At 65.6% G+C, this 26,778-nt stretch carries 27 protein-coding genes; 21 read left to right on the top strand and 6 right to left on the bottom strand.

The window, feature by feature from the left end; all coding sequences use genetic code 11:
* Window position 1: 1 nt before the first annotated feature.
* The 4 genes from FHR95_RS00615 (at window position 2) to yidD (ending at window position 2,305) form a co-directional block, all read left to right on the top strand.
* Window positions 2–964, top strand: a complete 963-nt coding sequence (locus FHR95_RS00615) for an alpha-L-glutamate ligase-like protein (RefSeq protein WP_183312978.1) — start codon at window positions 2–4, stop codon at window positions 962–964.
* Between the two features lie 73 nt (window positions 965–1,037).
* Window positions 1,038–1,511: a transcriptional repressor gene (locus FHR95_RS00610; protein WP_040186891.1), complete on the top strand. Its 474-nt coding sequence runs from the start codon at window positions 1,038–1,040 to the stop codon at window positions 1,509–1,511.
* The gene (gene hisI / locus FHR95_RS00605; protein WP_183312977.1) at window positions 1,508–1,948 is read left to right on the top strand and encodes a phosphoribosyl-AMP cyclohydrolase; all 441 of its coding nucleotides are present in this window, start codon (window positions 1,508–1,510) and stop codon (window positions 1,946–1,948) included. The genes FHR95_RS00610 and hisI overlap by 4 nt, the downstream gene beginning before the upstream one ends.
* A 69-nt stretch (window positions 1,949–2,017) precedes the next feature.
* Window positions 2,018–2,305, top strand: coding sequence for a membrane protein insertion efficiency factor YidD (gene yidD / locus FHR95_RS00600; protein ID WP_221199182.1), 288 nt, complete (start codon window positions 2,018–2,020; stop codon window positions 2,303–2,305).
* Here yidD and FHR95_RS00595 read toward each other — a convergent pair whose 3' ends face one another.
* Both FHR95_RS00595 and FHR95_RS00590 read right to left on the bottom strand, forming a co-directional pair.
* Complete coding sequence (locus tag FHR95_RS00595) at window positions 2,306–2,734, bottom strand: SufE family protein (protein WP_040186788.1); 429 nt, start codon at window positions 2,732–2,734, stop codon at window positions 2,306–2,308.
* Between the two features lie 24 nt (window positions 2,735–2,758).
* The gene (locus FHR95_RS00590) at window positions 2,759–3,988 is read right to left on the bottom strand and encodes a tyrosine-type recombinase/integrase (protein ID WP_183312976.1); all 1,230 of its coding nucleotides are present in this window, start codon (window positions 3,986–3,988) and stop codon (window positions 2,759–2,761) included.
* A 211-nt stretch (window positions 3,989–4,199) separates the two neighbouring features.
* On the opposite strand from FHR95_RS00590, the gene FHR95_RS00585 reads away from it, so the two are divergent.
* Window positions 4,200–5,240, top strand: a complete 1,041-nt coding sequence (locus FHR95_RS00585) for a DNA-binding protein (protein ID WP_183312975.1) — start codon at window positions 4,200–4,202, stop codon at window positions 5,238–5,240.
* 63 nt (window positions 5,241–5,303) lie between these two features.
* Here FHR95_RS00585 and nfuA read toward each other — a convergent pair whose 3' ends face one another.
* Entirely contained in the window at window positions 5,304–5,894 is a 591-nt protein-coding gene (gene nfuA / locus FHR95_RS00580) for a Fe-S biogenesis protein NfuA (RefSeq protein WP_040186789.1), read from the bottom strand.
* A 310-nt stretch (window positions 5,895–6,204) separates the two neighbouring features.
* On the opposite strand from nfuA, the gene metH reads away from it, so the two are divergent.
* The 4 genes from metH (at window position 6,205) to FHR95_RS00560 (ending at window position 13,591) form a co-directional block, all read left to right on the top strand.
* The gene (gene metH / locus FHR95_RS00575) at window positions 6,205–9,918 is read left to right on the top strand and encodes a methionine synthase (protein WP_183312974.1); all 3,714 of its coding nucleotides are present in this window, start codon (window positions 6,205–6,207) and stop codon (window positions 9,916–9,918) included.
* Window positions 9,919–9,969: 51 nt separating this feature from the next.
* Complete coding sequence (locus FHR95_RS00570) at window positions 9,970–11,298, top strand: MATE family efflux transporter (RefSeq protein ID WP_183312973.1); 1,329 nt, start codon at window positions 9,970–9,972, stop codon at window positions 11,296–11,298.
* 117 nt (window positions 11,299–11,415) lie between these two features.
* Window positions 11,416–13,068, top strand: a complete 1,653-nt coding sequence (locus FHR95_RS00565; RefSeq protein WP_183312972.1) for a nitrite/sulfite reductase — start codon at window positions 11,416–11,418, stop codon at window positions 13,066–13,068.
* Window positions 13,061–13,591, top strand: a complete 531-nt coding sequence (locus FHR95_RS00560; RefSeq protein WP_040186795.1) for a DUF934 domain-containing protein — start codon at window positions 13,061–13,063, stop codon at window positions 13,589–13,591. The genes FHR95_RS00565 and FHR95_RS00560 overlap by 8 nt, the downstream gene beginning before the upstream one ends.
* 68 nt (window positions 13,592–13,659) lie before the next feature.
* Here FHR95_RS00560 and smrA read toward each other — a convergent pair whose 3' ends face one another.
* Entirely contained in the window at window positions 13,660–14,253 is a 594-nt protein-coding gene (gene smrA, locus FHR95_RS00555) for a DNA endonuclease SmrA (protein ID WP_183312971.1), read from the bottom strand.
* A gap of 116 nt (window positions 14,254–14,369) precedes the next feature.
* Between smrA and FHR95_RS00550 the strand changes: the two genes are divergently transcribed.
* The 7 genes from FHR95_RS00550 (at window position 14,370) to pdxH (ending at window position 18,340) form a co-directional block, all read left to right on the top strand.
* Entirely contained in the window at window positions 14,370–14,786 is a 417-nt protein-coding gene (locus tag FHR95_RS00550; protein ID WP_183312970.1) for a gamma-glutamylcyclotransferase family protein, read from the top strand.
* A 63-nt stretch (window positions 14,787–14,849) separates the two neighbouring features.
* Window positions 14,850–15,311 (top strand): MgtC/SapB family protein, encoded by a 462-nt coding sequence (locus FHR95_RS00545; RefSeq protein WP_179862054.1) that lies wholly within the window; start codon window positions 14,850–14,852, stop codon window positions 15,309–15,311.
* A 217-nt stretch (window positions 15,312–15,528) separates the two neighbouring features.
* Window positions 15,529–16,152 (top strand): NAD(P)H:quinone oxidoreductase, encoded by a 624-nt coding sequence (gene wrbA, locus FHR95_RS00540; protein ID WP_183312969.1) that lies wholly within the window; start codon window positions 15,529–15,531, stop codon window positions 16,150–16,152.
* Entirely contained in the window at window positions 16,149–16,541 is a 393-nt protein-coding gene (locus FHR95_RS00535) for a DUF2069 domain-containing protein (RefSeq protein ID WP_183312968.1), read from the top strand. The genes wrbA and FHR95_RS00535 overlap by 4 nt, the downstream gene beginning before the upstream one ends.
* Before the next feature lie 24 nt (window positions 16,542–16,565).
* The gene (locus FHR95_RS00530) at window positions 16,566–17,261 is read left to right on the top strand and encodes an AzlC family ABC transporter permease (RefSeq protein WP_183312967.1); all 696 of its coding nucleotides are present in this window, start codon (window positions 16,566–16,568) and stop codon (window positions 17,259–17,261) included.
* Entirely contained in the window at window positions 17,258–17,605 is a 348-nt protein-coding gene (locus tag FHR95_RS00525) for a branched-chain amino acid transporter permease (RefSeq protein ID WP_040186801.1), read from the top strand. The genes FHR95_RS00530 and FHR95_RS00525 overlap by 4 nt, the downstream gene beginning before the upstream one ends.
* Window positions 17,606–17,698: 93 nt before the next feature.
* Window positions 17,699–18,340 (top strand): pyridoxamine 5'-phosphate oxidase, encoded by a 642-nt coding sequence (gene pdxH, locus FHR95_RS00520; RefSeq protein ID WP_040186803.1) that lies wholly within the window; start codon window positions 17,699–17,701, stop codon window positions 18,338–18,340.
* A gap of 58 nt (window positions 18,341–18,398) precedes the next feature.
* Here pdxH and FHR95_RS00515 read toward each other — a convergent pair whose 3' ends face one another.
* Entirely contained in the window at window positions 18,399–21,146 is a 2,748-nt protein-coding gene (locus FHR95_RS00515; RefSeq protein WP_183312966.1) for a GNAT family N-acetyltransferase, read from the bottom strand.
* Window positions 21,147–21,255: 109 nt separating this feature from the next.
* On the opposite strand from FHR95_RS00515, the gene FHR95_RS00510 reads away from it, so the two are divergent.
* Entirely contained in the window at window positions 21,256–22,191 is a 936-nt protein-coding gene (locus FHR95_RS00510) for a histone deacetylase family protein (RefSeq protein WP_040186805.1), read from the top strand.
* Between the two features lie 153 nt (window positions 22,192–22,344).
* A complete protein-coding gene (locus FHR95_RS00505; protein WP_183312965.1) occupies window positions 22,345–22,980 on the top strand; it encodes a helix-turn-helix domain-containing protein in 636 nt (211 codons plus the stop codon).
* 3 nt (window positions 22,981–22,983) lie between these two features.
* Here FHR95_RS00505 and FHR95_RS00500 read toward each other — a convergent pair whose 3' ends face one another.
* On the bottom strand, window positions 22,984–23,829 hold the full coding sequence (locus FHR95_RS00500) for a formate dehydrogenase accessory sulfurtransferase FdhD (protein WP_183312964.1): 846 nt from the start codon (window positions 23,827–23,829) through the stop codon (window positions 22,984–22,986).
* Between the two features lie 95 nt (window positions 23,830–23,924).
* Between FHR95_RS00500 and FHR95_RS00495 the strand changes: the two genes are divergently transcribed.
* From FHR95_RS00495 to FHR95_RS00485, 3 genes are all read left to right on the top strand, one after another.
* Window positions 23,925–24,356: a DUF3305 domain-containing protein gene (locus tag FHR95_RS00495; protein WP_183312963.1), complete on the top strand. Its 432-nt coding sequence runs from the start codon at window positions 23,925–23,927 to the stop codon at window positions 24,354–24,356.
* Window positions 24,353–24,946 (top strand): DUF3306 domain-containing protein, encoded by a 594-nt coding sequence (locus FHR95_RS00490; RefSeq protein WP_183312962.1) that lies wholly within the window; start codon window positions 24,353–24,355, stop codon window positions 24,944–24,946. Before FHR95_RS00495 ends, FHR95_RS00490 begins: the two co-directional genes overlap by 4 nt.
* Window positions 24,947–25,064: 118 nt before the next feature.
* Complete coding sequence (locus tag FHR95_RS00485; RefSeq protein ID WP_183312961.1) at window positions 25,065–26,774, top strand: 4Fe-4S dicluster domain-containing protein; 1,710 nt, start codon at window positions 25,065–25,067, stop codon at window positions 26,772–26,774.
* Window positions 26,775–26,778: the final 4 nt, after the last annotated feature.

Genomic DNA, 26,778 nt, shown 5'->3' with positions numbered 1-26,778 from the left:
CATGTGGACGACCCCTTCCCGCCTGCATGCCAAAGGCATCGTCGGCATGAACCGGCGCAATATCCGCTACATTGGCCGCTACAATAGCCGCCGCCTCTACCCGCTGGTGGATGACAAGCTCAAGACCAAGCTGCTGGCACAGCAGTATGGCATCACCACCCCGGCGTTGATTGGCACGGTGACCACGCAGTTCGGCATCAAGCAGCTGTGCACCATGCTCATCGGCCATCAGGGGTTCGTGATCAAGCCCGCCAAGGGCAGTGGCGGCAAGGGGATCCTGGTCATCGAGCGTATCGAAGGCGGCCGCTACATCAAGCCCAGTGGGGTGCAACTGACCCTTGGCGACGTCGAACGCCATGTCTCCAATATCCTCTCCGGGCTCTACTCCCTGGGCGGCTCCCCCGACGTGGCGCTGATCGAGGCCCTGATCAACTTCGACGCGTCTTTCTCCGAGTATACCTACGAGGGCGTTCCGGATATCCGGGTCATCGTCTTCAAGGGCTATCCGGTGATGGCCATGATGCGCCTCTCGACCGCGGCGTCGGACGGCAAGGCGAACCTGCATCAGGGCGCCGTGGGGGTGGGCATCGATATCGCCAGCGGTGCGGCGATCCGCGGCGTGCAGTTCGATCGCACCCGCCACGACCACCCCGATACCGGACATGAGCTCGCCAGTCTGCACATCAGCGACTGGGACACCCTGCTGCGCCTGGCGGCCGGCTGCTTCGAGATGACCGGGCTTGGGTATCTCGGCACCGACATGGTGCTCGACCGTGATCACGGCCCCATGCTGCTTGAGCTCAACGCGCGTCCGGGGCTGGCGATCCAGATGGCCAATGGCGAGGGGCTGCGCCCCCGACTCGACCTGATCGAACGCCAGCCCGAGGGCGTTTCACCCGAGCAACGAGTCGCCTTTGCCCAGCACTATTTCGCCCGCTCCAGCGAGCTTCGCGAAACGGCCTGACGCCGGCGGCGGCTGGCCCCTCGGCGGCCCGGCGCGTAGAATAACGCTTCCTTCCAGCCATCCCGCGGGTGCCATGACCGATCCCCACGACATGATTCGCCAGGCCGAACGGCAGTGCCAGCAGCGTGGTGCACGCTTCACGCCGATCCGTCGACGGGTGCTGGAGATGATTGCCGATGCGCCGGGCAGCCTGAAGGCTTACGACCTGCTCGATCGTCTGGCAACGGAGCACGCTGCAGCGCGTCCGCCCACCATCTATCGCGCGCTGGAATTTCTTATCGACCAGGGGCTGGTGCACCGCATCGAGTCGCTCAATGCCTATGTGGCCTGCCCCTGTCCCGAGCATGCCCATGGCTTTCAGCTGCTGATCTGTCGCCTCTGTGGGCGGGTCGAGGAGCTGCATCTGGACGAGATCAACGACCAATTGGCAAGTCGTGCCAGGGAGCTGGGCTTCGCGGTCCAGCGTCAGACCATCGAGCTGCTGGGCGTCTGTGATGTCTGCCGACAGGCGTCCGAGCGCCCTGCCGCCCCTGCGGAGCTTCCATGACCGACACCTTCAAGGCCCTCGAACGGGCCCCCCGAGACAGCCGCTTCCCCCTTGCCGAGATTCTCGATGCCATCCGTTTCAACACCGACGGTCTGATCCCGGCCATCGCCCAGCAGCACGACAGCGGCGAGGTGCTGATGATGGCCTGGATGAACCGCGAGACCCTGGAGGAGACGTTGCGCACCGGGCGGGTCTGCTATTGGTCGCGCTCGCGGGGTAAGCCGTGGCGCAAGGGCGAGAGCTCCGGCCAGCAACAGCACCTGAAGGGCGCGGCACTGGACTGCGATGGCGACACACTGCTGTTGCAGGTGGACCAGACCGGGCCGGCCTGCCACAGCGGGCGGCGCAGCTGCTTCTATGTGGCGCTGGAGGGTGACGAGGCGCGTATTGCCAGCGAGCCGCTGATCGACCCCGACACGCTCTACGGCAGGGGCTGAGACGTGCCCTGCCTGGCCGCCGGAATCCAGCGGCTGTTGCGTCTGCTGAGCCGTGCCCTCGGCACGCTGATGATCGCCGCGGTAAGGCTCTATCAGCTGACGCTCAGCCCGCTACTCGGGCCGCGTTGTCGCTACTGGCCGAGCTGCTCGAGCTATACGCTCGAGGCGCTGCAGGTGCATGGCCCGCTCAAGGGTGGGCTCATGGCGTTGCGGCGAATTTCGCGCTGCCACCCGGGCTGCGAGGGAGGCATCGATCCGGTTCCCGGCGGACCCAGCGAGCAGCTCTGCCGGGAGGATCCGGAGCTCGACGAGCAATTCCGCTGCCGGACGGATGAGCCAGCACCGGATGAGCGTTGATCAGGCCGCGACTTCCTCCTCGGCAACCCGATAGATCCGCTCGAGCATGGCGTTGAGACCGTTGCTGCGGGTCGGCGACAGGTGCTTGTCGAGGCCCAGGTCCTTGAGGAAATGCGGGCTGGTGGCGCGGATATCCGCCGGCCGACGGTCGTTGTAGATGCGCATCAGCACGGCGATCAGCCCGGAGACGATGGCCGCGTCGGAGACCGCTTCGAAATGCAGGGTCTCGCCGTCGCGACGGTGATGCATCCAGACATTGGATTGACAGCCCTGAATCTTCAGCTCGTCGACCTTCCACTCGTCGGGGTAAGCCGGCAGCTGCTTGCCCATGTCGATGATGTACTGGTAGCGATCCATCCAGTTGTCGAACATCTCGAACTCGTCGAGAAGCTCCTGCTGGGCCTGTTCGGCGGTGGTCTCGGTGCTCATGGTCTCTCCTGAAAACGCTTCCCATCAGTATAACGACTCACGGCCGTCATCTCGATCGTCGATGTCGTTCGGGCTTCTGTCTTCGACGGCCAGGCCGTGCCGTGCCTGCTGGCGGTGCCACTCCTCGTCTTCGCTGTGCAGGTAGTGCGCCGTGGTATCGAGACGCGAGTGGCGAGCCGTTGCCGCCAGATAGCGCAGCTCCACCCCCGCCTGCGCCTGATGGGTCAGGGCGGTATGACGCAGCCAGTGCGGCGTGGCCTGACGCAGGCGATGCACCTCGGCCTGAGCCCCCTCGCCCGCTTCGTGCTCGAGCGCTTCGGCGGCCTCGCCGAAAGTGTCGCGAATCAGGCGGTAGAGGCGGTTGTCGCCCAGGCCTCGGCGACCATCCAGGGCACGCAGCAGGGGTGAGGCATCATCCGGCGATGGGTGTTCTGCCAGGCCCAGTGTCCTGCGCCACTCGCCGAGCAGCGCCATCATGTCCGGCGGCACCGGGACGCGCCCTGCCTTGGCCCCCTTCCCCACCACGTGCCACCACCAGCGCCCCTCGCGGCGCCGGAAGTCGTTCATACGCGTCGCGCTCATCTCGCTGATCCGCGGAGCCAGCAGGTAGGCAAAGCCGAACACCAGCCGACGCCGGGCCAGCTCGTAGCGATCTCGGTGCGAGGCGCCCTCCTCCGCCGGCCGGTTCAGCCATCCCCATAGCCAGTCCCATAGCGGACGCTCCAGGTAGCGCTCGATCCCGCCCTGACGGTTGTCCAGGCGCCGGCGCTTGTCGCGCATCAGGCGAAACGGGTTGTGGCGGACCCAGCCCGCCTCCACCAGCCAGGCAAACATGCCCTGTAGGATCACCAGGCTTTGCCGACGGCTGGCGGGCGACAGCGGGCCACGGAAGGGGCGCCATCGCGCGTCGTGGCGAGGGCGTACCGGTCCGATCCAGCGCTCGGCAGGACGCGGGTCGCCCAGGAAGGCCTCGAAGGTGTCCAGGTCCTCCCGGCGCAGCGCATCGAGCCCCCTGCCCTGCTCCGCCAGCCACAGCAGCAGGCGCTGGGCCTCCCGGCGGTAGGCGTTCTGCGTCCGAGGGCTGGCCCGGTATTCCTCGAGCCATCGGGCCACGGCCTCGGCGTCCGTGCTGGCGGCGATATGAAGGCCTTCCGGCTGACCCTCCTCGACCGGAGGCAGCAAAAATCGTTCGAGGGCCGTCGACGTTACGCTCAGCACTTCACCGTGCGCTGTCTGCCCAGTCTCGCTGCCCATGCTCGCCTCTCTCCTTGCGCCTTGCGGGACAGTATCCGGCCTTACGCGCGCAATAATCAAGATAAGCCGCGTAATCTTGATTTTTTCCAAATGCCGTAAATAAAATTACATATAACGTATTACGTAATTATCTTCAATATCAGGCCACCCACGGGTACACTGCTCTCGAAAACCCAGGGCAGCCCCGGCAGACAACCACGAGGACACGACCATGGCGCGCAGCGGCGTGCGGTATGAGGATGTCCAGCGGGCCATCGATGCCCTGCTGGAGAAAGGAGAGGCGCCCAGCGTGCACAAGGTGCGCGAGGTGCTGGGCACCGGCAGCTTCACGACCATCAGCGAGCACCTGAGGGAGTGGCGCGCACGGCGTGAGGAGAATCGCGACCTGCCCCCGCCCCGGGGCATGCCCGAGGCCCTGCAGGAGCTCGCGGAGTCGCTATGGGAAAAGGCCCAGTCGTCAGCCAACGAGGGGCTTGCCCATTACCGCGAGGAGGCCGAGAGCCGGGTGGCGTCGGCGCGAGAGGATGCCGGCGACGCCATGCGGCGGGCCGAGGATGCCGAGCAGCGAGAGTCGGCACTGGCGGCGCACTTGGCGCGGACCGAACAGCGCTTGGAGGAGCAGAGCGGCGAGCTGGCGCGCCGTGCATCGGAGCGTGACGTCCTGGCCGAACGCGAGGCGAAGCTCGCCGCGCGGCAGGCGCGCCTGGAATCGCAGCTGGCGAGCCTGCAGCAGGCACATGAACGCCAGACGCGCGAGCAACAGGACGCCTTGACGGAACAGGCCGACCGCCATCGGCAGCGCCTGGCCCGCGAGGAGAAGCGTCACGAGACCAGCGAGGCGCGCCTGATGGGGCTGGTGGACGAAGCGCGACAGGAGCGGCAGGCTGCCGAGAAACGCCATGCCCAGCGGTTGCAGCAGCTAGAGGCGCGTCTGGAGCGCGCGCAGCAGTTGGTTCAGGAGGCGCGTGGCGCCCTGGCCGACGAGGAGAAACGCCATCGCGAGACCGAATGGGCGCGCCATCAGGCCGAGGAGCGAACCCGGACGCTGCGGCACGAGCAGGCATTGATGCAGGCGCGCATCGATGAACAGAAGCAGCTGCTGGAGGAGCAGACGCGCCGGCTGCGGGATCTGGAGACCCAGCTTCACCGCTGCCTCTGGCAGGCACCGGTGGCGGCGCAGAGCGAAGACGAGGCCGGTGAAAACGACGAAGGCCCCGCGGGTGCGGAGCCTTCGTCAACGGACGCGAAGTGAGGGTAGAAAACCTGTCGACGCGACTCGGCGGGAGTTTCTCACCCCGCCGGGGAGCCTGAGCGTCTAGCGATAGTAGGCGTTGGTGGTGTCCGTGTGGTCGGTGACGTCGCGGATGCCGGCGAGTTCCGGGATACGCTCCAGCAGAGTCCTCTCCACGCCGTCCTTGAGTGTCAGGTCGACCGCGGCACAGCCCTGGCAGCCGCCACCGAAGGCCAGCACCGCAACCTGGTCATCGGTGAGCTCGATCAGCTTGATTTCGCCACCGTGAGAGGCCAGCCCCGGGTTGATCTCGCTGTAGAGGATATAGTTGACGCGATCCTCCAGCGGGCTGTCGGCATTGACCTTGGGCATCTTGGCATTGGGGGCCTTGATGGTCAGCTGGCCGCCCATGCGGTCGGCATTGAAGTCGACCACCGCCTCCTCGAGGAACGGCAGGCTGTTCTTGTCCAGGTAGACACGGATCTTCTCCAGCTCCAGCAGCTCGTCGCTGGGTTCTTCCTCGCCGGGCCGGCAGTAGGCCAGGCAGGTCTCGGCGTAGGGGGTGCCCGGCTGGGTGATGAAGATACGGACCGCGATACCCTCGACATTCTGCTTCTCGAGCAGTTCGGCAAGGTAGTCCTGGGCACTGTCGGTGATCTGGATGCTGTCGCTCATGGTGCTCTCGCTATCGTGACGCGCCGCGCCAAGGGCTGAGGCGCGACAGGTACGCAAAGTGTGATGTCTCAATGGTAAGCGACCAGCGCGATCGACACAATCCCGAGTGAAATGCTGGGTTTTAGCCTGCCCCCTGCCCCGGCGTCGAGGCTTTTGTTACGATGGGCGCCTTACCCGGCGGCCTGCCCGACATCCCGAGGTTGAGCAGCACCGCCCTGCGCCCGCAGCGTATCCCCCCGACAAGACGCCTCAGGCGCCCCGCTGCCGGTTCGACCCCGACTCGTATTCACGCTGGAGATTGCCTCGACCCATGGCCGCCGTTCCCACCGCCCTGACCGCCACGCTCCATGACAGCCTGTCGCGACGCATCCTGATGCTCGACGGTGGCATGGGGACCATGCTGCAGAATGCCGGGCTCTCCGAGCAGGAGTTCCGTGGTGAGCGCTTTACCGACTGGCCGAGCGACCTCAAGGGCAATAACGATCTGCTGGCCCTGACCTGCCCCGACCTGGTGACGCGCATCCACCGTCAGTATCTGGAAGCCGGCGCCGACATCGTCGAGACCAACACCTTCAACAGCACGCGCCTTTCCCAGGCCGACTACGGCATGCAAGCGCTGGTGCCAGAACTCAACCGGGAGTCGGCGCGCCTGGCCCGCGCCGTCTGTGACGCCGTGGCCGAAGAGACCGGCGTGCCGCGCTTCGTGGCGGGCGTGCTGGGGCCCACCTCGCGGACGGCGTCGCTGTCGCCGGACGTCAATGACCCGGCCAAGCGCAACGTCACCTTCGATGAGCTTCGCGAGAACTACCTAGAGGCGGCCGAGGCGTTGATCGAAGGCGGCAGTGATCTGATCCTGATCGAGACCATCTTCGATACCCTCAACGCCAAGGCGGCGATCTATGCCCTGGAGGCGCTGTTCGAGGCACGCGGCGAGCGACACCCGGTGATGATCTCCGGAACCATCACCGACGCCTCGGGGCGCACCCTCTCGGGCCAGACCACCGAGGCGTTTTGGAACTCGGTCCGCCATGCCCGCCCGCTCTCCATCGGCCTCAACTGTGCCCTGGGGGCAGCAGAGCTTCGGCCCTATGTCGAGGAGCTGTCGACCAAGGCCGACACCTTCGTCTCGGCTCACCCCAATGCCGGCCTGCCCAACGAATTCGGCGAGTATGACCAGACGCCGGAGGAGATGGCGGCCATCGTCGCCGAGTTCGCCGAGAGCGGGCTGGTCAACATTATCGGCGGCTGCTGTGGCTCCACGCCGGAGCACATCGCGGCAATCCACGAGGCCATTCAGGGACTCTCCCCGCGTCGGGTGCCCGAGAGGCTGCGCGCCTGTCGTCTCGCCGGGCTCGAGCCCTTCAACATCGAGACCGATTCACTGTTCGTCAACGTCGGCGAGCGCACCAACGTCACCGGCTCGGCGCGCTTCAAGCGGTTGATCGTCGAGGAGGACTACACCACCGCCCTCGAGGTGGCCCTGGAGCAGGTGGAAAACGGCGCCCAGATCATCGACGTCAACATGGACGAGGGGATGCTGGAGTCCGAGGAGGCGATGGTGCGCTTCCTCAACCTGATCGCCGGCGAGCCGGATATCGCCCGCGTGCCGATCATGATCGACTCCTCCAAGTGGGAGATCATCGAGGCAGGCCTCAAGTGCGTACAGGGCAAGGCGATCGTCAACTCCATCTCGATGAAGGAAGGCGAAGACGCCTTCCGCGAGCAGGCCACCACCTGCCGTCGCCATGGCGCGGCCGTGGTGGTGATGGCCTTCGACGAGGCTGGCCAGGCCGACACCTTCGCGCGCAAGACCGAGATCTGCCAGCGCGCCTACCGGATCCTGGTCGAGGAACTGGACTTCCCGCCGGAAGACATCATCTTTGACCCCAACATCTTCGCCATCGCCACCGGCATCGAGGAGCACGACAACTACGCCGTGGACTTCATCGAAGCCACCCGCTGGATCCGCGAACATCTGCCCCATGCGCTGGTCTCCGGCGGGGTCTCCAACGTGTCGTTCTCCTTCCGCGGCAACAACCCGGTGCGCGAGGCGATCCACTCGGTGTTTCTCTACCATGCCATCCGCGCCGGACTGACCATGGGCATCGTCAACGCCGGTCAGCTGGCGGTCTACGACGACCTGCCGGCGGAGCTGCGCGAGGCCGTAGAAGACGTGGTGCTCAATCGGCGCAGCGACAGCACCGAGCGGCTGCTGGAACTGGCTGACAAGTACAAGGGGGACGGCAGCGGCCCGGCCAAGAAGGAGGACCTGGAGTGGCGCAGCTGGGAGGTCGAGAAGCGTATCTCCCACTCGCTGGTCAAGGGCATCACGGCGTATATCGAGGAGGACACCGAGCAGGCCCGCCAGCGCGCCGGGCGCCCCATCGAGGTCATCGAGGGGCCGCTGATGGACGGCATGAACGTGGTCGGCGATCTGTTCGGCGCCGGCAAGATGTTCCTGCCCCAGGTGGTGAAGTCGGCCCGGGTCATGAAGCAGGCGGTGGCCTACCTGATTCCCTACATCGAGGCCGAGAAAAGCGCCCTCTCTGAGGAAGATAGCCAGGCCAAGGGCAAGATCGTCATGGCCACGGTCAAGGGTGACGTCCATGACATCGGCAAGAATATCGTCGGCGTGGTGCTCCAGTGCAATAACTACGAGGTCATCGACCTCGGCGTGATGGTGCCCGCCGAGAAGATCCTGCAGACCGCCCGCGACGAGAACGCCGACATCATCGGTCTCTCCGGCCTGATCACGCCGTCGCTGGACGAGATGGTTCACGTGGCCAAGGAGATGCAACGCCAGGGGTTCGAGCTGCCTCTGCTGATCGGTGGCGCCACCACCTCCAAGGCCCATACGGCGGTCAAGATCGAGCCCGGCTATGAGCATCCGGTGATCTACGTCACCGATGCCTCGCGAGCGGTGGGCGTGGCCGGCAAGCTGCTCTCTCCGACCCTCAAGCCGGCCTATGTCGACGAGATCCGCAGCGAGTACGAGACGGTGCGCGAGCGCAACGCCAAGCGTCGCCCCAAGGCCGCCGACCTCTCCTACGCCGAGGCTCGTCAGCGCAAGCCGGCCATGGACTGGGAGGGCTACACCCCGCCTCGTCCGGCCATCACTGGACTCGAGGTGTTCGACAACTATGACATCGAGGAGCTGGTCGAGCGCATCGACTGGACCCCCTTCTTCATGAGCTGGCAGCTGGCCGGCAAGTATCCGAGGATTCTCGAGGATGCCAAGGTCGGAGAGGCGGCTCGCCACCTCTTCGATGATGCCCAGGCAATGCTGCGCAAGCTGATCGACGAGAAGCGCATCCAGGCCCGCGGCGTGATCGGCCTGTGGCCGGCGAATAGCGTCGATGACGACGTCATCGAGGTCTATGCCGACGAGTCGCGCCGAGAGGTGATCGAGCGGCTTCACCATATCCGCCAGCAGACCACCAAGAACCGCGACGGCGTCTGCCATAGCCTGGCAGATTTCATCGCGCCCAGGGAGAGCGGCAAGCCCGATTGGATCGGCGGCTTCGCGGTGACCACCGGGCATGGCGTGGAGGCTCTGGCCGAGCGCTACAAGGCCGCCGGCGACGACTACAATGCCATTCTCGTCCAGTCGCTCACCGACCGACTCGCCGAGGCGTTCGCCGAGCGCCTGCACGAGCGGGTGCGCAAGGAGTTCTGGGGCTACGTGCCCGAGGAGACGCTGGACAACGACGCGCTGATCGCCGAGAAGTACCAGGGGATCCGCCCAGCGCCCGGCTATCCGGCCTGCCCCGATCACACCGAGAAGGCGACCCTGTTCCGCCTGCTCCAGGCCACCGACAATGCCGGCCTTGCGCTCACCGAGAACTTCGCCATGTGGCCTGCTGCCGCGGTCGCCGGCTGGTACTTCTCCCATCCGCGCTCGAAGTACTTCTCCACCGGCAAGATTAGCCGGGACCAGGTCGAGGTGCTGGCCACTCGCAAGGGCATGACGCTGGAGGAGCTCGAGCGTTGGCTCGCGCCGGTGCTCTCCTACGACGCTGCCTGATTCCTGCGGCCCACTGCGGCGGGCCGCCTCTCCTCATGTGCCCGGAAGACGATGCTGCCCGAGCCCACTCGCCGCCAGACGATCCTGCGCCTCGCCCTGCCGATCATCGCCGGCATGCTCACTCAGAGCCTGCTCAACCTGATCGACGCGGCCCTGGTGGGTTCGCTCGGCGAGGTGCCGCTGGCCGGCGTGGGCATCGGCGGCTATGCCGCCTTCCTGATCACCGCCGTGGTCTTCGGGCTCTCTTCCGGCGTCCAGGCTCAGACGGCACGACGCCACGGCGAACAGGACTGGACACAGCGCGCCATGGCGCTCAACGCGGGGCTGATGATTGCATTTGCGGTGGCCGTGCCTCTGACCCTGCTCTGCCTCTGGCAGGCGCCACGTCTGCTCGCGCTGATCAATCAGGACCCGGCGGTCACGGGCGAGGCGGTGGCCTACTTTCGCTGGCGAATCCTCTCGCTGATCCCGGTGGCAATGATCTTCTGCTTCCGTGGCTACTGGAACGGCATCCAGCAGACCGGCCTCTACCTGCGCATTATCCTGGTGATGCACGCCGTGAATGTAATCGCGAGTCTCGGCCTGATCTTCGGTCTCTGGGGCCTGCCGCACATGGGGGCGGCCGGCGCGGGTGCCGGCACCAGCCTGTCGCTGTTCGTCGGGCTCGTCATTTGGGCCACGTTGAGCGTGCGCCATGCGACCACCAGCGGCTTTCTCGTCGGCTGGCCGCGACATGAGACACTGGTCACCACCTTGCGCCTCGCCACGCCTCACTCCTTCCAGCAGATCTGGTTTGCCACCGGCTATGCCGTGCTGTTCTGGATTCTCGGTCAGATCGGCACCGCCAGCGTTGCCGTGGGCCACGTGCTGGTCAACCTCTCGCTACTGCTGATCCTGCCCGGCGTGGGCCTTGGCATGGCAGCCATGAGCCTGGTCGGTGAGGCCCTGGGGCGTCAGGCACGTGACGAGGCACACCGCTGGGGCTGGGAGGTGGTGCATCTGGCCTGGCCCTGCCTGGCGCTGCTGGCCCTGCCGATGGCGCTGTTTCCCGAAACCGTGTTGGCCCTCTTCCTTCACGACCCGGACCTTGTTGCCATCGGCCGGTTGCCGCTCCAGCTCACCGCGCTGATGATCGTGCTGGATGCCGCCGCGCTGGTCTTCGCGCAGGCCCTGCTGGGGGCCGGCGCCCATCGTACGGTGATGGCCATGACCCTGCTCCTACAGTGGCTGGTCTTCCTGCCACTCGCCTGGTGGGTGGGGGTCGTACTCGACCACGGCCTCGTCGGTATCTGGTGGGTGCAGCTCGGCTATCGCTGCCTCAACTCGATCGGTTTCGTGCTGATCTGGCAGCGGCGGCATTGGCAGGCACTGGTCATCTGACGCCGCCGTCATTCCATTTTGCATATAAACTATGAATATTTATTCTTTTCTAGAATAAACGCCAGGCGGTAAGGTGGCCCCCATATCCGCCACTTCCCAGTATCAGGAATGCGCTGAATGTACCGTTACGACACCCACGATCAGACTCTGGTCGATGAACGCGTCGCCCAGTTCCGCGACCAGATGCGTCGCTATCTCGCGGGACGCATCAGCGAGGAAGAGTTCCTGCCGTTACGCGTGCAGAATGGCCTCTACATCCAGCGCTATGCGCCGATGCTGCGCATCGCCATTCCCTACGGCATGTTGGCCTCCTATCAGCTGCGCAAGCTGGGCGAGATTGCCGCGCGCTACGATCGCGGCTATGGCCATTTCACCACCCGCACCAACCTGCAGCTGAACTGGCCGAAGCTCGAGGACGTGCCAGATATCCTGGCCGATCTCGCCAGCGTGCAGATGCACGCTATACAGACCAGCGGGAACGACATTCGTAACACCACCACCGACCAGTTCTCCGGGGTGGCTGCCGACGAGGAGGTCGACCCGCGCCCCTGGTGCGAGCTGATTCGCCAGTGGTCGACGTTTCACCCGGAGTTCGCCTATCTGCCGCGCAAGTTCAAGATTGCCGTGAGCGGCGCCGTCGAGGACCGTGCCGCCATTCAGGTGCATGACGTGGGCCTGCGGCTGTGGCGGGACCGCGATGGCGAGGTGCGCGTCAAGGTGCTGGCCGGCGGGGGCCTGGGCCGTACGCCGATGATCGGCGAAGTGATCCACGAGGACCTGCCCTGGCAGCACCTGCTGACCTATCTGGAAGCGCTGGTGCGGGTCTACAACCAGTTCGGCCGTCGCGACAACAAGTTCAAGGCGCGCATCAAGATTCTGGTCAAGGCGCTGGGCGTCGACGAATTCCGTCGCCGCGTCGAGGCGGAGTGGGCGCATCTCAAGGACGGCCCCCAGACTCTGACCGAGGAGGCCGTCGAGGCCGTGGCCGAGCACTTCGTCGAGCCGCCGCGCCGCGAAGTGTCGGCCGAGGCCATCGATGCCTACGAGCGCCTGCGCGGCGAGAACCGTGCCTTCGCGCGCTTCGTCACCAATAACGTCACCGACCACAAGGTGGCCGGCTACAAGGCCGTGACCCTCTCGCTGAAGCGTCGCGAGCATTCCCCCGGGGACGTTACCTCGGAGCAGATGGCGGCTATCGCCGATCTGGCCGATGCGTTCGGCTATGGAGAGCTGCGGGTCACCCACGAGCAGAACCTGGTGTTGACCGACGTGCCGGTGGACCGTCTGGAAGCACTCTGGCAGCAACTGGAGGCGCTGGGCATGGCCAACCCCACGGTGGGTACCCTGGCCGACCTTATCTGCTGCCCCGGTGGCGACTACTGCGGCCTGGCCAACGCCAAGTCGATCCCGGTCGCCCACGCCATCCAGGAGCGCTTCGAGGACCTCGACTTCCTCTATGACCTGGGCCCGCTGGAGCTCAACATCTCCGGCTGTATGAATGCCTGCGGACACCATCATGTCGGCCACATCGGCATCCTCGGCGTCGACAAGAAGGGCGAGGAGTACTACCAGATCTCGCTGGGCGGCAGCCAGGGTAACGGCACCTCGCTGGGCAAGATCTTAGGGCCCTCCTTCTTCCGCGAGGATGTGCCGGAGGTGATCGACAAGCTGCTGCAGGTCTACGTCGGCGAGCGAACCGCGGACGAGACCTTCCTCGACACCTATCGTCGTATCGGCCTCAAACCCTTCAAGGAGCGTGTCTATGCCTGAGCAGACCGTCACTCGTCCGCTGATCGTCGATCGTCATCTGGTCGAGGATTCCTGGGTCCGCCATGACGACGAGACCGCCCCGGCACAGGGTCCCGCCCTGGTGCCCCTGGCGGTGTGGCAGGCGGCCGGTCGTCGCGACGACCTGGCCCCCTGGCTGTCCAGCGACACCGAGCTCACGCCAGCCCTTGCCGCCGAATTGCAGGAAGCCCCGTTGGTGGCCATCGACTTTCCGAAATTCACCGATGGCCGGGGCTACAGCATCGCGCGGCTGCTGCGCGAGCGACACGGCTATCGAGGGCAGATTCGCGCCGTGGGCGATGTACTGATCGACCAGCTGTTCTACATGTCCCGCTGCGGCGTCAATGCCTTCTCGCTGCGCGAAGACCAGGTTGTCGAGGACGCCCTGCGCGCCCTCTACACCTTCAGTCGGGGCTACCAGCCCGGCACTGACGACCCCGAGCCGCTATTTCGCCGGCGGATGCGTGAACTTGCGCAGCGGCGCAGGCAACCCGCGATGGCCTGAGTGACCCACGCTCTCTGACTGAGTGTGCTGCCGGCCCGAGGGCCGGCAGCGTCGTGTTAGCGTGCGCCTTAGCCGCGCCGCTTCTGCTGACGCTCCCGATTTGCCGACCTCGCACGCTCGCTCTTGCGCAGCATCACCCAGGTCGCGCCCAGGCCACCGTCTGCCTGACTCGCCGACATGAAGGCCTGTACCTCATCGAAGGCACCGAGCCACTTCGCCAGGTAGGAGCGCAGGACGTTGGGTGGGCTGTCGATCTCGCGGCCCCGGCCATGGACGATCAACACCGAGCGCAGGTCGTGGGCATAGGCCTCGCGGATGAAAGGGGGGAGAAGCCGCCGGCTCTCCTCGAGCGGCCGACGCAGCAGATGCAGGCTGGCCTGAACCGGATAGCCGCCGTGGCGCAGACGGTCGATGACGCCCTGCTGGATGCCGTCACGGCGGAAAGCCAAGGGGTCAAAGGGTGGCACCAGGTCGACGAAATCATCGGAAAGGAAGTCGCCGCCCGAGGTCTCGGCCGCGGCACTCTCGCGCCTGGCCAGCTGGGCCTCGCTGGGCGCGCGCCGGCCTCGCTGGGGGTCGGCCCGATTGGTGGTGCCGCGCAGGGGCCGTACATCCTCCATCAGTGCCCGGAAATCCACATCGTCGCGATTCGCCTGGCTCATGGGGCACCTCCTGGATGTCATAAGGGGAAGATTCATCCTAGCAGAGCGGTTTCGATGTCTTAAGTCATCGGCCCGACCATGGCAGGATAGCCCTTGGCCCATGACAAGGATGCTCGATGCGAACCCTCAAGTGGCTGGGTCCTCTGGCCCTCGGCACCCCGCTGGCCCTGGCGGGTTGGCTGTGGCTGTCCCTGCTCAGTCCCTGGACCTACGACCGCCCCGACCATCTGGCCGCTATCCAGCAAGGCCCGCACCGGGTCTTCGTGTATGGCACCCTCACCCATGCCCCGGTCCGCTGGCTGGTCTACGGGCGTGTCGGCGATCCCGAACCCGCCCTGCTGCAAGGCTACCGGCGTGACGCCCTCGACTTGCAAGAGGCGCCTCAAGGGCGCGTCGAGGGACTGGTACTGAAGGTCGACGCCGGCGAACTGGCGCGCCTGGATCGCTACGAGCGGCTTGGCATACGCTACGATCGTGTGCGGGTGAGGCTGGCCGATGGTCAACGCGTCTGGGCCTACCGACGGCGCGATTGACTACGACGTCTTTATTCAGTGACACACCCACGGCGGTCGGCCGGCTGGGCTCCAGGAGGCATCATGGAAACCGAGATCTCGCTGCTCGATATGTTCACTCGCCTGGGCGTTGCTGCCGGCCTGGCGCTGGTGCTGGGCCTGGAACGTGAACTGCGCGGCAAGGCCGCCGGCTTGCGCTCTCACATGCTGGTCGCCCTGGGGGCGGCGGCTTTCCTGATCGTGGGCCTGGAAATTCTCCACGCCACTGCCGAGGGTGATCCCTCGGCACGCATCGATCCCACCCGTATCGTCGAGGGGGTGATCGGGGGGATCGGCTTTCTGGGCGCCGGCAGCATCATCCGCAGCGGGGCGAGCGTCCATGGCATCACCACCGGCGCGTCGATCTGGCTGGCCGGCGCCATCGGGGTCGCTGCCGGCGTCGACAACTTTCCCTTGGCCGGCATGGTCACGCTGATGGCGCTGGTGATCATATCGGTCCTGGGGGCCATCGAGCGTTTCCTCCCGGGCCACGGGAGCGGCGACTGATGCTGGCCGGCTGCGGCGAGATGTTGTGGCGAGATTCCGCCGCAGCCTACAATGGTTCCTTTATTGCCTGATGGCATAAGGATTCGATCATGATCACCCTCCTCCTTGACCCGGGCTTCGCCATGTCACGCTGGGCGTCCTATCGGCGCTAGGCGGTCACTCACCTTCTCGACGGATTTTCCACCGACTCTCTATTTCCAGGCCATCAGGAATGCTCATGACTGCCCCTCGTCCCTATGTACTGATCCTGTTCTATTCACGACATGGCGCCACCCGCGCCATGGCCGAGCGACTCGTGGCCGGCGTCGAGTCCTGCCCGGGTGTCGAGGCACGTCTGCGAACCGTGCCACCGGTCTCGCCCACCTGCGAGGCCGTCGACCCGGAGATTCCCGACAGCGGCGCCGTCTATGCCAGTCTGGATGACCTACGTCACTGCGCGGGCCTGGCCATCGGCAGCCCGACGCGGTTCGGTAACATGGCCGCGCCCCTCAAGTACTTCATCGACGGGACCAGCGAGCTGTGGCTGGGCGGTGCCCTGACCGACAAGCCGGCCACTGCCTTCACCTCGACCTCCAGCCTGCATGGTGGCCAGGAGACCACGCTGATCTCGATGCTGCTGCCGCTGCTTCACCACGGCATGGTCTACGCCGGCCTGCCCTACAGCGAGATCGAACTGATGGAAACCGCCGCCGGTGGAACGCCCTATGGGGCGAGCCACGTCGCCGGAAAACGCAGTGATCGGCCGCTGGACGAGCATGAGCGCCACCTGGCGTTCGCTCAAGGCAAGCGGCTGGCCCGTCTCGCCCTGGCTCTCGAGGCCTTGCGCCGGGAGGCCTCATGAGACAGTGGCTGGAAGGTCTGGAAGCACGCAAGGGACTCGACCGGCTGACCGACGGCTCGCGACGACTGGTGTTGGGCAGCTACGGTCTGCTGCTGGCACTGATGGTCTATCGTGGCGTCATCGTGTCCACCGACGGTAACCCCCTGGTGCCGCTGCTGGTCTTCGTGCTGCCGCTGGTGCTCTTCCTGCCGTCGATCCTGACGCGCCGGCCCCGCGGCCATGCCTGGCTGGCCTTCGTCAGCCTGCTCTACTTCACCCAAGGCGTGATGGTGGCCACGCTGCCGGGGCAAGGCGTGCGTGGCAGCGCCGAGGCCTTGGTGGCGTTGGCACTGTTCGTGGGCTGCACAGCCTATGCGCGCTTTCGCAGCCGGCAGCAGCGAGCTAACTAGCATCAGGCACCGACAAGGAGGTCGATGTTGAACAACGATAACGCCTGGCGGCAGGCGGGTGTTACCACCCTGCCCGTGATGTTCGGCTATCTGCCGTTGGGCGCCGCCTTCGGCATCCTCGCTATCGAGGTGGGTATTCCGGCCTGGGGCGCGGTCCTGATGTCATTACTCATCTATGCCGGGGCCGGTCAGTTCCTGGCCGTCGCACTGCTGGCCGGCGGCGCCGGGCTGGTGGAAGTGGCCGTGGCCACGCTGATGTTGAACTCCCGCCATCTCTTCTACGGGCTCTCGCTGTTGCGCCGTTTCCAGGGCGCCGGCTGGCGCAAGCCCTATCTCATCTTCGCCCTGACCGACGAGACCTACTCCCTGCTCACGACCCATACCGGTGACGGTGGCCTGGACCATGCTCAGGCCTTCCGGATCAGCCTGCTCAACCAGCTCTGGTGGGTGCTGGGCTCGATCCTCGGCGTGCTCATCGGCACGACCCTGGCCTTCGACAGCCGCGGTATTGAATTCGCCCTGACGGCGCTGTTCATAGTCCTGACGCTGGAGCAGGCACGCCGGCTGCGCCAGTGGTTGCCCTTTGTGATTGCCCTGGCGACCGGATTCGGGGCCATCCTGCTGCTGCCGGAGCGTCACCTGCTGCTGGGGGCGATCGGCGCGGCGAGCCTGATGCTGCTGGCCGATTATCGCGTGCGCCAGGCCGGAGGGGCATCATGAATGTTCTCGACCTGCTGGGCTTCATTGCCGTCTGTGCCGCCGCGACCTTCGCCACTCGGGTACTGCCCTTCGTGGCCCTGGCCCGCCAGGCGGAGCATCCGCTGATCCTGCACCTGGGCCGTTATCTGCCGCCGGCGGTAATGATGATCCTGGTGCTCTATGCCCTGCGCGATTTCCGCCCCCTGGCCGATGGACGCCTGAATATTGCGCCCGACGGCTGGCCGATGATTATCGCCTCACTGGTAGTGGTGAGCCTGCACCTATGGCAGCGCAACGCCCTGCTGTCGATCATCGGCGGCACCGGCGCGTACATGGCGATGGTACAGCTGGGCTGGACACCATAAGCTTAGCCGGAAATATCTTCCGCCCTGCCCATCCGAGGTATTGAGCTCGACCCGACGAGCGGCGACCATGGGACAAAATGCTAGGAGACGGTCATGACACGCAAGATTGCCGACATACGGCGCGACTATGAAGGCGGCCAGCTCGACGAGTCCGACACACCCGACACGCCCATGGGAATGTTCGACGAGTGGCTGACCCTGGCACTGGAGGCCGAAGGAGACGACGGCAATGTCATGACCCTGGCCACCGCCGACAGTCAGGGCCGCCCTCATGCACGCGTCGTGTTGCTGAAAGGAACCGACGACCAGGGCCTGGTGTTCTACACCAATTATCACAGCCACAAGGGCAGTGAGCTGACCAATGTGCCCCATGCCGCCCTGGTCTTCTGGTGGCCGTCGCTCTCTCGCCAGGTGCGGGTCGAGGGGCGAGTCGAGCAGGTCGCTCCCGCGGAGTCGGATGCCTACTTTGCCACGCGTCCCCGCGGCAGCCAGCTGGGCGCCTGGGTGGCCACCCAGAGCGTGGTGATACCCAATCGCTCCTGGCTCGCGGAGCGCGAGCAGCGCTTCGAGCGCGCCTACGAGGGACAGGAGATCCCGCGTCCCATCCACTGGGGCGGTTATCGGGTGGTTCCCGACATGATCGAGTTCTGGCAGGGGCAGCCGAGCCGGCTCCATGACCGCATCCGCTACGAGCGACGCGACGGCAGTTGGAACCGCTTCCGCCTCGCGCCCTGATCCGCCGACGCCCGGCCCCGCCACGCGTGGCGGGGCCGACGACATTGCGGCGCCTGGTTCAGTCCGGCAGGCTCTCCAGCCGGTGGCGCTGCCACTCGCTCTCCGGCTCGTTGAGCCGCAGTATTGCATCCACCACCTGCTCCTCCATGTTGTAGCGCTGCTTGAAGCCCAGGTGCTTCATCAGGGCGCGCATGGGATGGTTGTCGACCATGATCTTGCCGATCATCTCGAGGGTGCCGACGCTCTTGCAGTAGCTGATCATCTTTTCCATCAGCAGGCTGCCGATACCCAGTCCCTGCAGGTCGTCACGGATGATGACCGAGAACTCGGTGCGAATGTTGTCGGGGTCGTTCCACACGCGGACCACGCCGAGCATCTCCTTGCTGCCATCGTCGCGAAGGTGCTCCGCGATGAAGGCCATCTGCCGGTCGTAGTTGATGTGCGAGAGCATCGACAGGTCTCGCTTGGTCAGGTCCGCCTTGTTGTGGAAGTAGCGGAAACGAATGCTCTCCTCGGAGAGCTGCTGGTGAAAACGATCGATCAGTGGCGCATCCTCGGCGCGGATCGGGCGAACCTCGACCTGCCAACCGTTCTTGAGCGTCACCCATTCCCGCAGCTCCTCGGGATAGGGCATGATCGCGAAACGCGCGGCGGGGCCGAGATCCATGGCGAAATCCACCGCCACCACACCGTCGCGATTGAGCAGCAGCGGATTGAGCTCCAGCCCGCGCAGATGGGGCAGGTCGCTGGCCATCTGTGACAGTTTCACCAGCAGCTCGCAGAGTCGATCCAGGTCGCGCTCGGGATGGCTGGAGTGCTCGCGGATCAGTCGGGCGGCGTGGGTGCGTCCCACCACGTCCGCCGCGAGACTCATGTTGAGCGGCGGCAGCGCCACCTGGCGGTCGGCCAGTATGTTGACCTTGTAGCCGCCAATGCCGAAGACGATCACCGGGCCGAAGATCGGGTCGCGGGTAATGCCGGCACACAGCTGCATGGAGTGCTTGCCGCGCTGCATGGCCTGCAGGCAGTACTCCAGCACCGTCAGGTCCGGAAACTTTTCCGTTACCTTGTCGCTAAGCCGTTCCACGCCCTCGGCAACCTGCGCCGGACTCGACAGGTCCTGAATCAGGCCGGCGGAGATCTTGTGAGGGTGCTGACGATAGCGGAAGGGGTGGCAGTTGCCTTCATGGATCACCTTGAGGGCCATCGGCCCTTCGAAGTCAACAGCCGCCTCGCGGGCCTCCTCGGCGGTCGTGAAATAGCGACTCTGTGCTACCGGAAGCCCGTAGGCCTCCAGTACCTGGGCCGTCTCGGAGTGCGTCAGGCATTCGCGCCCCGCCTCGCGGGCCTCCTCGATCAGCGACCGGCAGCGGCGACGAATCTCCAGGGTGGTGTCGAAGGGCAAACTCGGCGGGATTTCCTGGAGCAGGGCCTGCACCCGCTGGTAATCGACCATGTGCATGAAGGCCTTCACCGCCTTCTCCGGCGAGATATAGGTGGGTATGCCGGCCAGGTTGCACTCGTGACGCGCCGACAGTGCCTCCTCGAGGCCCATCCAGCTGGTCAGCAGATTGCGCCGGAAGCGCTTGCGCGCCGCGATGATCGCCTGGGCGGTGGTCTTCGACGGCGCGAGGCGCGTCGGCGCGTGGACGACCAGCACGGCATCCACGCCCCGGTCGGCCGCCACGATCTCCAGGGCCTCCACGAGCCGTTCGGGCGTGGCATTGCCGCCCAGGTCCACCGGGTTTTCACCGGGCTTGCTCATGTCGAAGTCGTCGCGGCGCAGGGCCTCGCGAGTCTCTTCACTGAACTGGGCCAGCTTGCCCCCGGCATTGATTAGCTTGTCGATGGCCAGCATCGCCGGTCCCAGACCGTTGGAGACAATCGCCAGGCGATCCCCCTTCAGGGGCTTCATGCGCGACAGCGTCTCCAGAGCGTCGAACAGTTCATCGGAGTCGTTGACCCTGACAACCCCCGCCCGGGCGAAGGCCGCATCGAACACCTGGTCGCGATTGGCAATACCCGGCGTCGGCGGCAGCCCGGAAATGTCGGACTCCGCCGTGCGGCCGCTCTTGATGGCCAACACCAGGCGATTGCGTGAGGCATCGCGCAGCGCGGTCATGAAGTGCTGGGCATCCATGATGCGCTCGAGGTGAAGCAGGATCGCCTGGGCCGGCGAAAACTGGTTGATGTAGTCCATCAGGTCGGGCAGCAGGACGTCGACGCTGTCGCCCACCGTGAGCAGATGGGAAAAACCGATGCCGCGGCCGGCCGCCCAGTCGATCATGGCATTACCGAGCATGCCCGACTGGCCGAGATAGGCCACGCGCCCCGCCTTCACCGGTTGACTGGCGTAGGAGGCATTGAGCTTGCGTCCCGGCACGATCAGCCCCATGCATTCGGGCCCGAGCACGCGGATGCCCGAGTCTCTGGCGGCGGCCAGCATTCGGCTGCGTATCGAGCCCTTGTGGTCGCGTTCCTCGTCGAGATGGGCGCCCCCGGACAGCACCAGGGCGGCCTTGACGCCAAACTTTCCCAGCCGCTCGATCAGGCCCGGCACCGTCTCCACCGGCGAGCAGATCACCGCCAGATCCGGTACCTCGGGCAGTTGCGATACGCGACTGACGCAGGGCATCGTGAAGACGCTGTCGTAGCCCTTGGGATTGACCGCCCAGACGCTGCCGGTAAAACCGCCCTCGCGGAGGTTGTGAATCACCAGGCCGCCCGTGGAATGGGGCTTCTCGGAGGCCCCGATCACCGCGATGGAGGTGGGTTCGAAGAAGTGGCGCAGGAAGCGGGTACTCACGCAGGATCCTCCCGAAGGGGTATTGCCCTTCATTGTCTAAGACTTATTGACACTGTCCTGCAAGCGGGCGTCACGATTAAGGTGACCTCAGTCACTTCGGAGCCAGTGCATGATTACCGCCTACATTACTCACCCGAACTGTCACTTGCATCACATGGGGCCTGAACACCCGGAAAGCCCCTTGCGCCTGGATGCCATTCGCGCACGGCTGATGCTGTCGGGTGTGCTGCAGCAGACCATGCAATCGGATGCAGTGGAGGCGAGCGAGGAACAGCTGGCCCGCGTCCACCCCCTCCGTCATCTGCGGGCCCTGGACAAGTGCGTGCCGGATCACGGCATCGTCACGCTCGACAGTGACACCATGATGAACCCGGATAGCCTCAAGGCGGCAAGGGTGGCTGCCGGCGCCGTGGTGCGCGGCGTCGATCAGGTCTTCCGTGGCCAGGCCGACAATGTCTTCTGTGCGGTGCGTCCCCCGGGGCATCACGCCGAGGCCTCCGACGCCATGGGCTTCTGCTTCTACAACAACGTGGCGGTGGGGGCGGCCCACGCCAGGGCGAAATATGGCGCCCGCCGTATCGCCATCCTCGACTTCGATGTCCACCAGTGCAACGGCACCATCGATATCTTCAAGGATGACCCTGAGGTGCTGGTCTGCACCAGCTTCCAGTTCCCCTTCTACCCCTGGCGCTACCTGCGCAGCGAATGGCAGAACGTGGTCAACACCCCACTGAACGCCGGCACCGACAGTGCCGCCTTCCGCCAGGCGATCGAGGATGACTGGCTGCCCGCCCTGCATGCCTTCAAGCCGGAAATCGTGCTGCTCTCGTCCGGTTTCGACGCGCATCGCGAGGATCCCATGGCGGAGCTCTGCCTGGAAGACGAGGACTACCACTGGGTCACCCACATGGCGTTGGAGATCGCCGCGCTCTATGCCGATGGCCGCTTGGTATCGGTGCTGGAAGGCGGCTATGACCTCGACTCCCTGGGGCGCAGTACCGAGGCGCATCTCAAGGCCCTGCTCGGGCTGCCGTTCGGCGAGTGATCCGTCTGTTTCCCGCTCCCGGGAAACACGACGTCCGCCTGTCGCTTTGCGACTTCCTTGTCGCCACGCGCCATAGTGGCGCCGCTGGCAGGGCCATGTGCGCTGTGACTGTGGTAGGCTTGGGGAAATCTCGTTTCCGATAGTGAACAGCGCATGACCGCTACCACCGACCAGGACGCCGCCCTGCGCATCGCCGCCGGCCGCAAACCGTTCGTCGAACCACTTCGCCTCGGCGAGCGCCTCAAGGAGATTCGCCTGGCGCAACAGTGGACGCTCGAGGACGTCAGTCAGCGGACCGGCCTGGCACGCTCCACCCTCTCCAAGATCGAGAACGATCAGATCTCGCCCACCTTCACGGCCGTGCAGAAGTTGATCAACGGTCTGGGCATCGACCTGCCCCAGCTACTCTCGCCACCCCGTACCCAGCCCCGCACCATGGGTCGTCGCGACCTTACGCGGCGTGGCGAGGGGCAGCGCCACCCCACCCCGACCTACGAGCACGAGTTGCTCAGCTGTGAACTCGCCCAGAAGCGCATGATTCCCTTCAAGACCATTGTGCGCGCGCGCGCCTTCGACGAATTCAGCGAATGGGTGCGTCATGACGGCGAGGAGTTCCTGATGGTGCTCGACGGCGAAATCCGGCTTTATACCGAATACTACGAGCCCCTGGCGCTGGCCAGCGGAGACAGCATCTACTTCGACAGCGCCATGGGCCATGCGCTGGTCTCGGTCAGCGACGACGATGCCACGGTGTTGTCGGTCTGCACCCGCAGCGACGGCAGCGCCTGAGACTCACGCCCGTGCCCGATCCCCCGGGCGCCGCTGGGGGACGGCATCGAGTTCAAGCCGGCCCGCGCCGTGGATCGCCTGGAAACGCCGTCCCTTGGCGCGGGCGATCAGCAGCACGCCGAAGCGCTCGGCCAGTTCCACCCCCTTCTGGGTGACACCCGATCGCGACACCAGGACCCCGATGCCCATCTGCGCCACCTTGAGCACCATCTCCGACGTCAGTCGGCCGGTGGTGTAGAAGATATCGGCGTCGGTGCTCTCCGCCTCCGCCAGCCACTGGCGGCCGGCCAGCGTATCCACGGCGTTGTGCCGCCCTACATCCTCGATGAAATCCAGGACGCCTTCCTGGCGACATAGGGCGCAGCCGTGGACGGCACCGGCGCTGCGATAGGTCTCGTTGTAAGCGCCAAGGTTGTCGAGAAGCCGGTAGAGCACCGACTGGCGGATCGCTGTCGTCGGTAGCGGTCGCAATGAAGTGGCCTCTAGCAGCCGGCCAAATACCGTTCCCTGGCCGCAGCCGGTGGTCACCGTGCGCTGGCCCAGGCGTTCCTCCAGATCCTCGGGTAGATGGCGGGTGACCACCGCCGCGGCCTCCACCTCCCAGTCGACATGGACCGCCTGAAGATCCGCCTGTTCGATCAACAGCCCCTGATTGCGCAAGTACCCGACCACCAGGGCTTCGGGATCTGCCCCCAGGGTCATCAGCGTGACGATCTCGCGCCTGTTGAGGTAGACGGTCAGGGCCCGCTCCGCCGCAATGGCCTGCCGTTTTGCCTCACCGAACTCGTCGAGAACCTCGATCTCCAGGGTGGCCGGCAGACGCGCCCGACTCAGGCTGATGTCATGCATTCACGGTTCCTTGACAGAACGTTGATGGGTGATGATGGCATTCTCTCCCGCCACTGTCTTTACTGCATATAGAGATGGCTGGAGAAATTCGTATCATGTCCTCAAACCGCACGATTCGCCCGCTGAGCTTCAACATCGTCGGTGAGTCCTTGACTATCAAGGGCTTTCCCACCACCCGCTGGGAGATCGTCGACCTCGCATCCGGGCGCCACGGTCCCTGGACCCTGGACCTGCAACTCTACATGACCGAGCGTGCCGCCTACCGTTTCAACCTGACAAGCCGATCCCCTCGCCTCTTCGTTCGGGCCGGTGAAGCCGGTGCCTCACCCCACCCCGCCGCCATTTCCGCCAGCCAGGACGTCGCTGCCGGCTGGCTCGACGGCGAGCACCGGGTGCTGGAAGCCGATATGCCCTTGGCTGTGCAGGCCTGGATCGAGGCCTATGTCGCGCATCATGGCGAGGCTCCGGAAGAAGGCCGCAAGAAGAAGCGCAAGGGTGCCGGGCGCGCCCGGGAGATCGAGGCATGAGCCGCTTAGAGAGATGGTCGCGTCTCAAGCGGGGTGAGCTGCCGGCGTCGTCAGCGGCACCCTTGTCGCAACGCGAGGGCGAGTCGCAGGAGCACGAGGCATCTGACCGGACGCCACTGGACACCGACCCTTGCGCCCGGGCGTCCCGGTCATCCGATTCGCCGGCGCCCGGCAGTCTCGATCACACCCTGCCCGATCCGGACACCCTGCCCGCCGGCAGCGACATCAAGGCCTACCTGGCCTCCGGCGTCAGCGCCGGCCTGCGCAAGCGGGCCCTGCGCCGACTCTTTGCCGCTGAGCATTACGGGGTCCGTGACGGCCTTGACGACTATGACGACGACTACCGGCAGAAGCTCCAGCCACTGGCCAGCGAGGTCGCCGAGCGACTGCGCAACTGGACCCGTCAGAAAGCGGAAGATGATGGCCAGATCCAGGATGCGCATGATCCCGAGATCGCCAAGGCGTCACACCCCGATGCCGAGCCAGCTGAAACCGAACAAGCCGGCGCCGAAGATGACGCGGCGATGGTCACTGGCGAGGAAGACGACGAACCATCAGACACAGAGCGTTACCCACCCGGCGCCTCTTAGATCGGTCTCTCTTAGACCAAGGAGGTCTTTGCGCTCGACGCCGATTCGACCAACACTTATTGATTAGCACTTCATAACAAGAACACGCTCAACCTACGCCACTCGACCGTGAGACTGCATGAACCAACGAATCGATATCATGCCGGTGGATGACAGCCGCAACCGGCAGGCCCGAGAGGCGGCACGCCAGCGCGTCTCCTGGCCGGTCAATCTTACCCCGGCCAGCGTCGGCTACCATAGCGAGGGCCACGCCTTGCTGCTCGGCAACGAGCGCGACGTGCGGCGCGCCGCTTGTGCCCTGCGCCATCTTGGCCTTCCTGCGCCGACCCTGCTGTTCACCGACCCTGTCACCGAGGGCGAGACGCAAGAGGATGAAGCGCTGCTCGCCGCCACTGCCGACATGACCTGCCAGCGGCTCTCACGATCACAGGCCCGTGCGTTGGAGATCGAGGGCTACCTGGGGCATTTCCTGGTTCGCATGTCCGGCGAGGGCGATACACTCGATCTGGCCCGGGCCCTGACCGATCGTTCGCACTTCGACCTGGTACTTGATCTGGGCCAGAGGCCGCTGCTGGATCTCGAACTGCCGCCACCCGGTTATCTCCCCCTCGCCTGGCAGGATCCGCAACGCGACGAGCAGCTGGAGGCCCTCGCCGGCCTGGTAGGCGACTTCGACAAACCGCGCTACTTCCAGATCGACAATGCCCTCTGCGCCCACTCTGCCAGCGGGTACACCGGCTGTACCCGTTGCCTGGATGTCTGCCCCGCCGATGCCGTGCGCAGCCATCAGGGCCGTATCGAGGCATGGATTGAGATTGACCCCTTCCGTTGTCATGGGGTGGGCAGTTGCACCAGCGCGTGCCCGACCGGCGCGATACAGTTCCGCCTACCCGAGACCGCTCGGCAGCAGGAGACCCTGCTGGCCTGGCTCTCTGCCTATCGGGACGCCGGTGGCACGGCCCCGGTGGTGCGTTTCGCCGAGGCCGGCGACCTGGCGGCGGAAGGCGACGCGGCGGGTCATGTCCTGGATATTCCTCTCGAGGAGTTGGGCGCCGCCGGTCATGACCAGTGGTTGACCGCGCTGGCCGGCGGGGCCGCCGAGGTGCGCATCCAGTGCCGGCCCGGCATGCCCGATCGTCTCATGACCTTCATCGATGACCAGCTTGCCCAGGCACATGCCCTGCTCCACGCCCTTGGCCACTCGCCATCACGGGTGAGCCGCCTGATAGCAGGTGACGCGGCCGCGCGCGACGCGCTGCCGGGCGAAGCCCCGCTTGAGGGCACCCCACTGTCGTTCACCGGCAGCGACAAGCGCGACCGTCTCAACGACGTGCTTGCCCACCTGGCCGCACACGGCACACCCGATGGCCAGCGCCATGCGATGCCGGCCGGCGCAGCCTACGGCAGCCTGGCGGTTGACGGTGAGGCTTGCACCCTGTGCCTCTCCTGCGTATCCAACTGCCCTACCCCGGCCCTGGCTGCCGGCAACGACCGCCCACTGCTGAGCTTTCGCGAGGCCGACTGCGTGCAGTGTGGGCTCTGTGCCGAGGCCTGCCCCGAGGATGCCATCACGCTGGTGCCCGGCTTTCTGGCCGACGCGACGCGAGGCGAACGTCGGGTCCAGTACGAGGAAGCGGCCTTCCCGTGCATTCGCTGTGGCAAACCCTTCGCTGCCGCGAGCACGGTAGCGACGCTCAAGGCGAAGCTCGCCGACCATCCCTACTTCGCCGGCGAGGCCCTGGCCCGGCTTGAGATGTGCGAGGACTGTCGCGTCAAGGATGTCTGGCAGGCCATGGCCCGTGATCCTGAATCGCAGCTGAAGGTGTGAATCC

The sequence above is a fragment of the Halomonas fontilapidosi genome (assembly GCF_014192285.1).
Taxonomy (GTDB): domain Bacteria; phylum Pseudomonadota; class Gammaproteobacteria; order Pseudomonadales; family Halomonadaceae; genus Halomonas; species Halomonas fontilapidosi.
The sequence above is the reverse complement of the archived record's forward strand: the minus strand, read 5'-3'. Positions and strand labels throughout refer to the sequence as shown.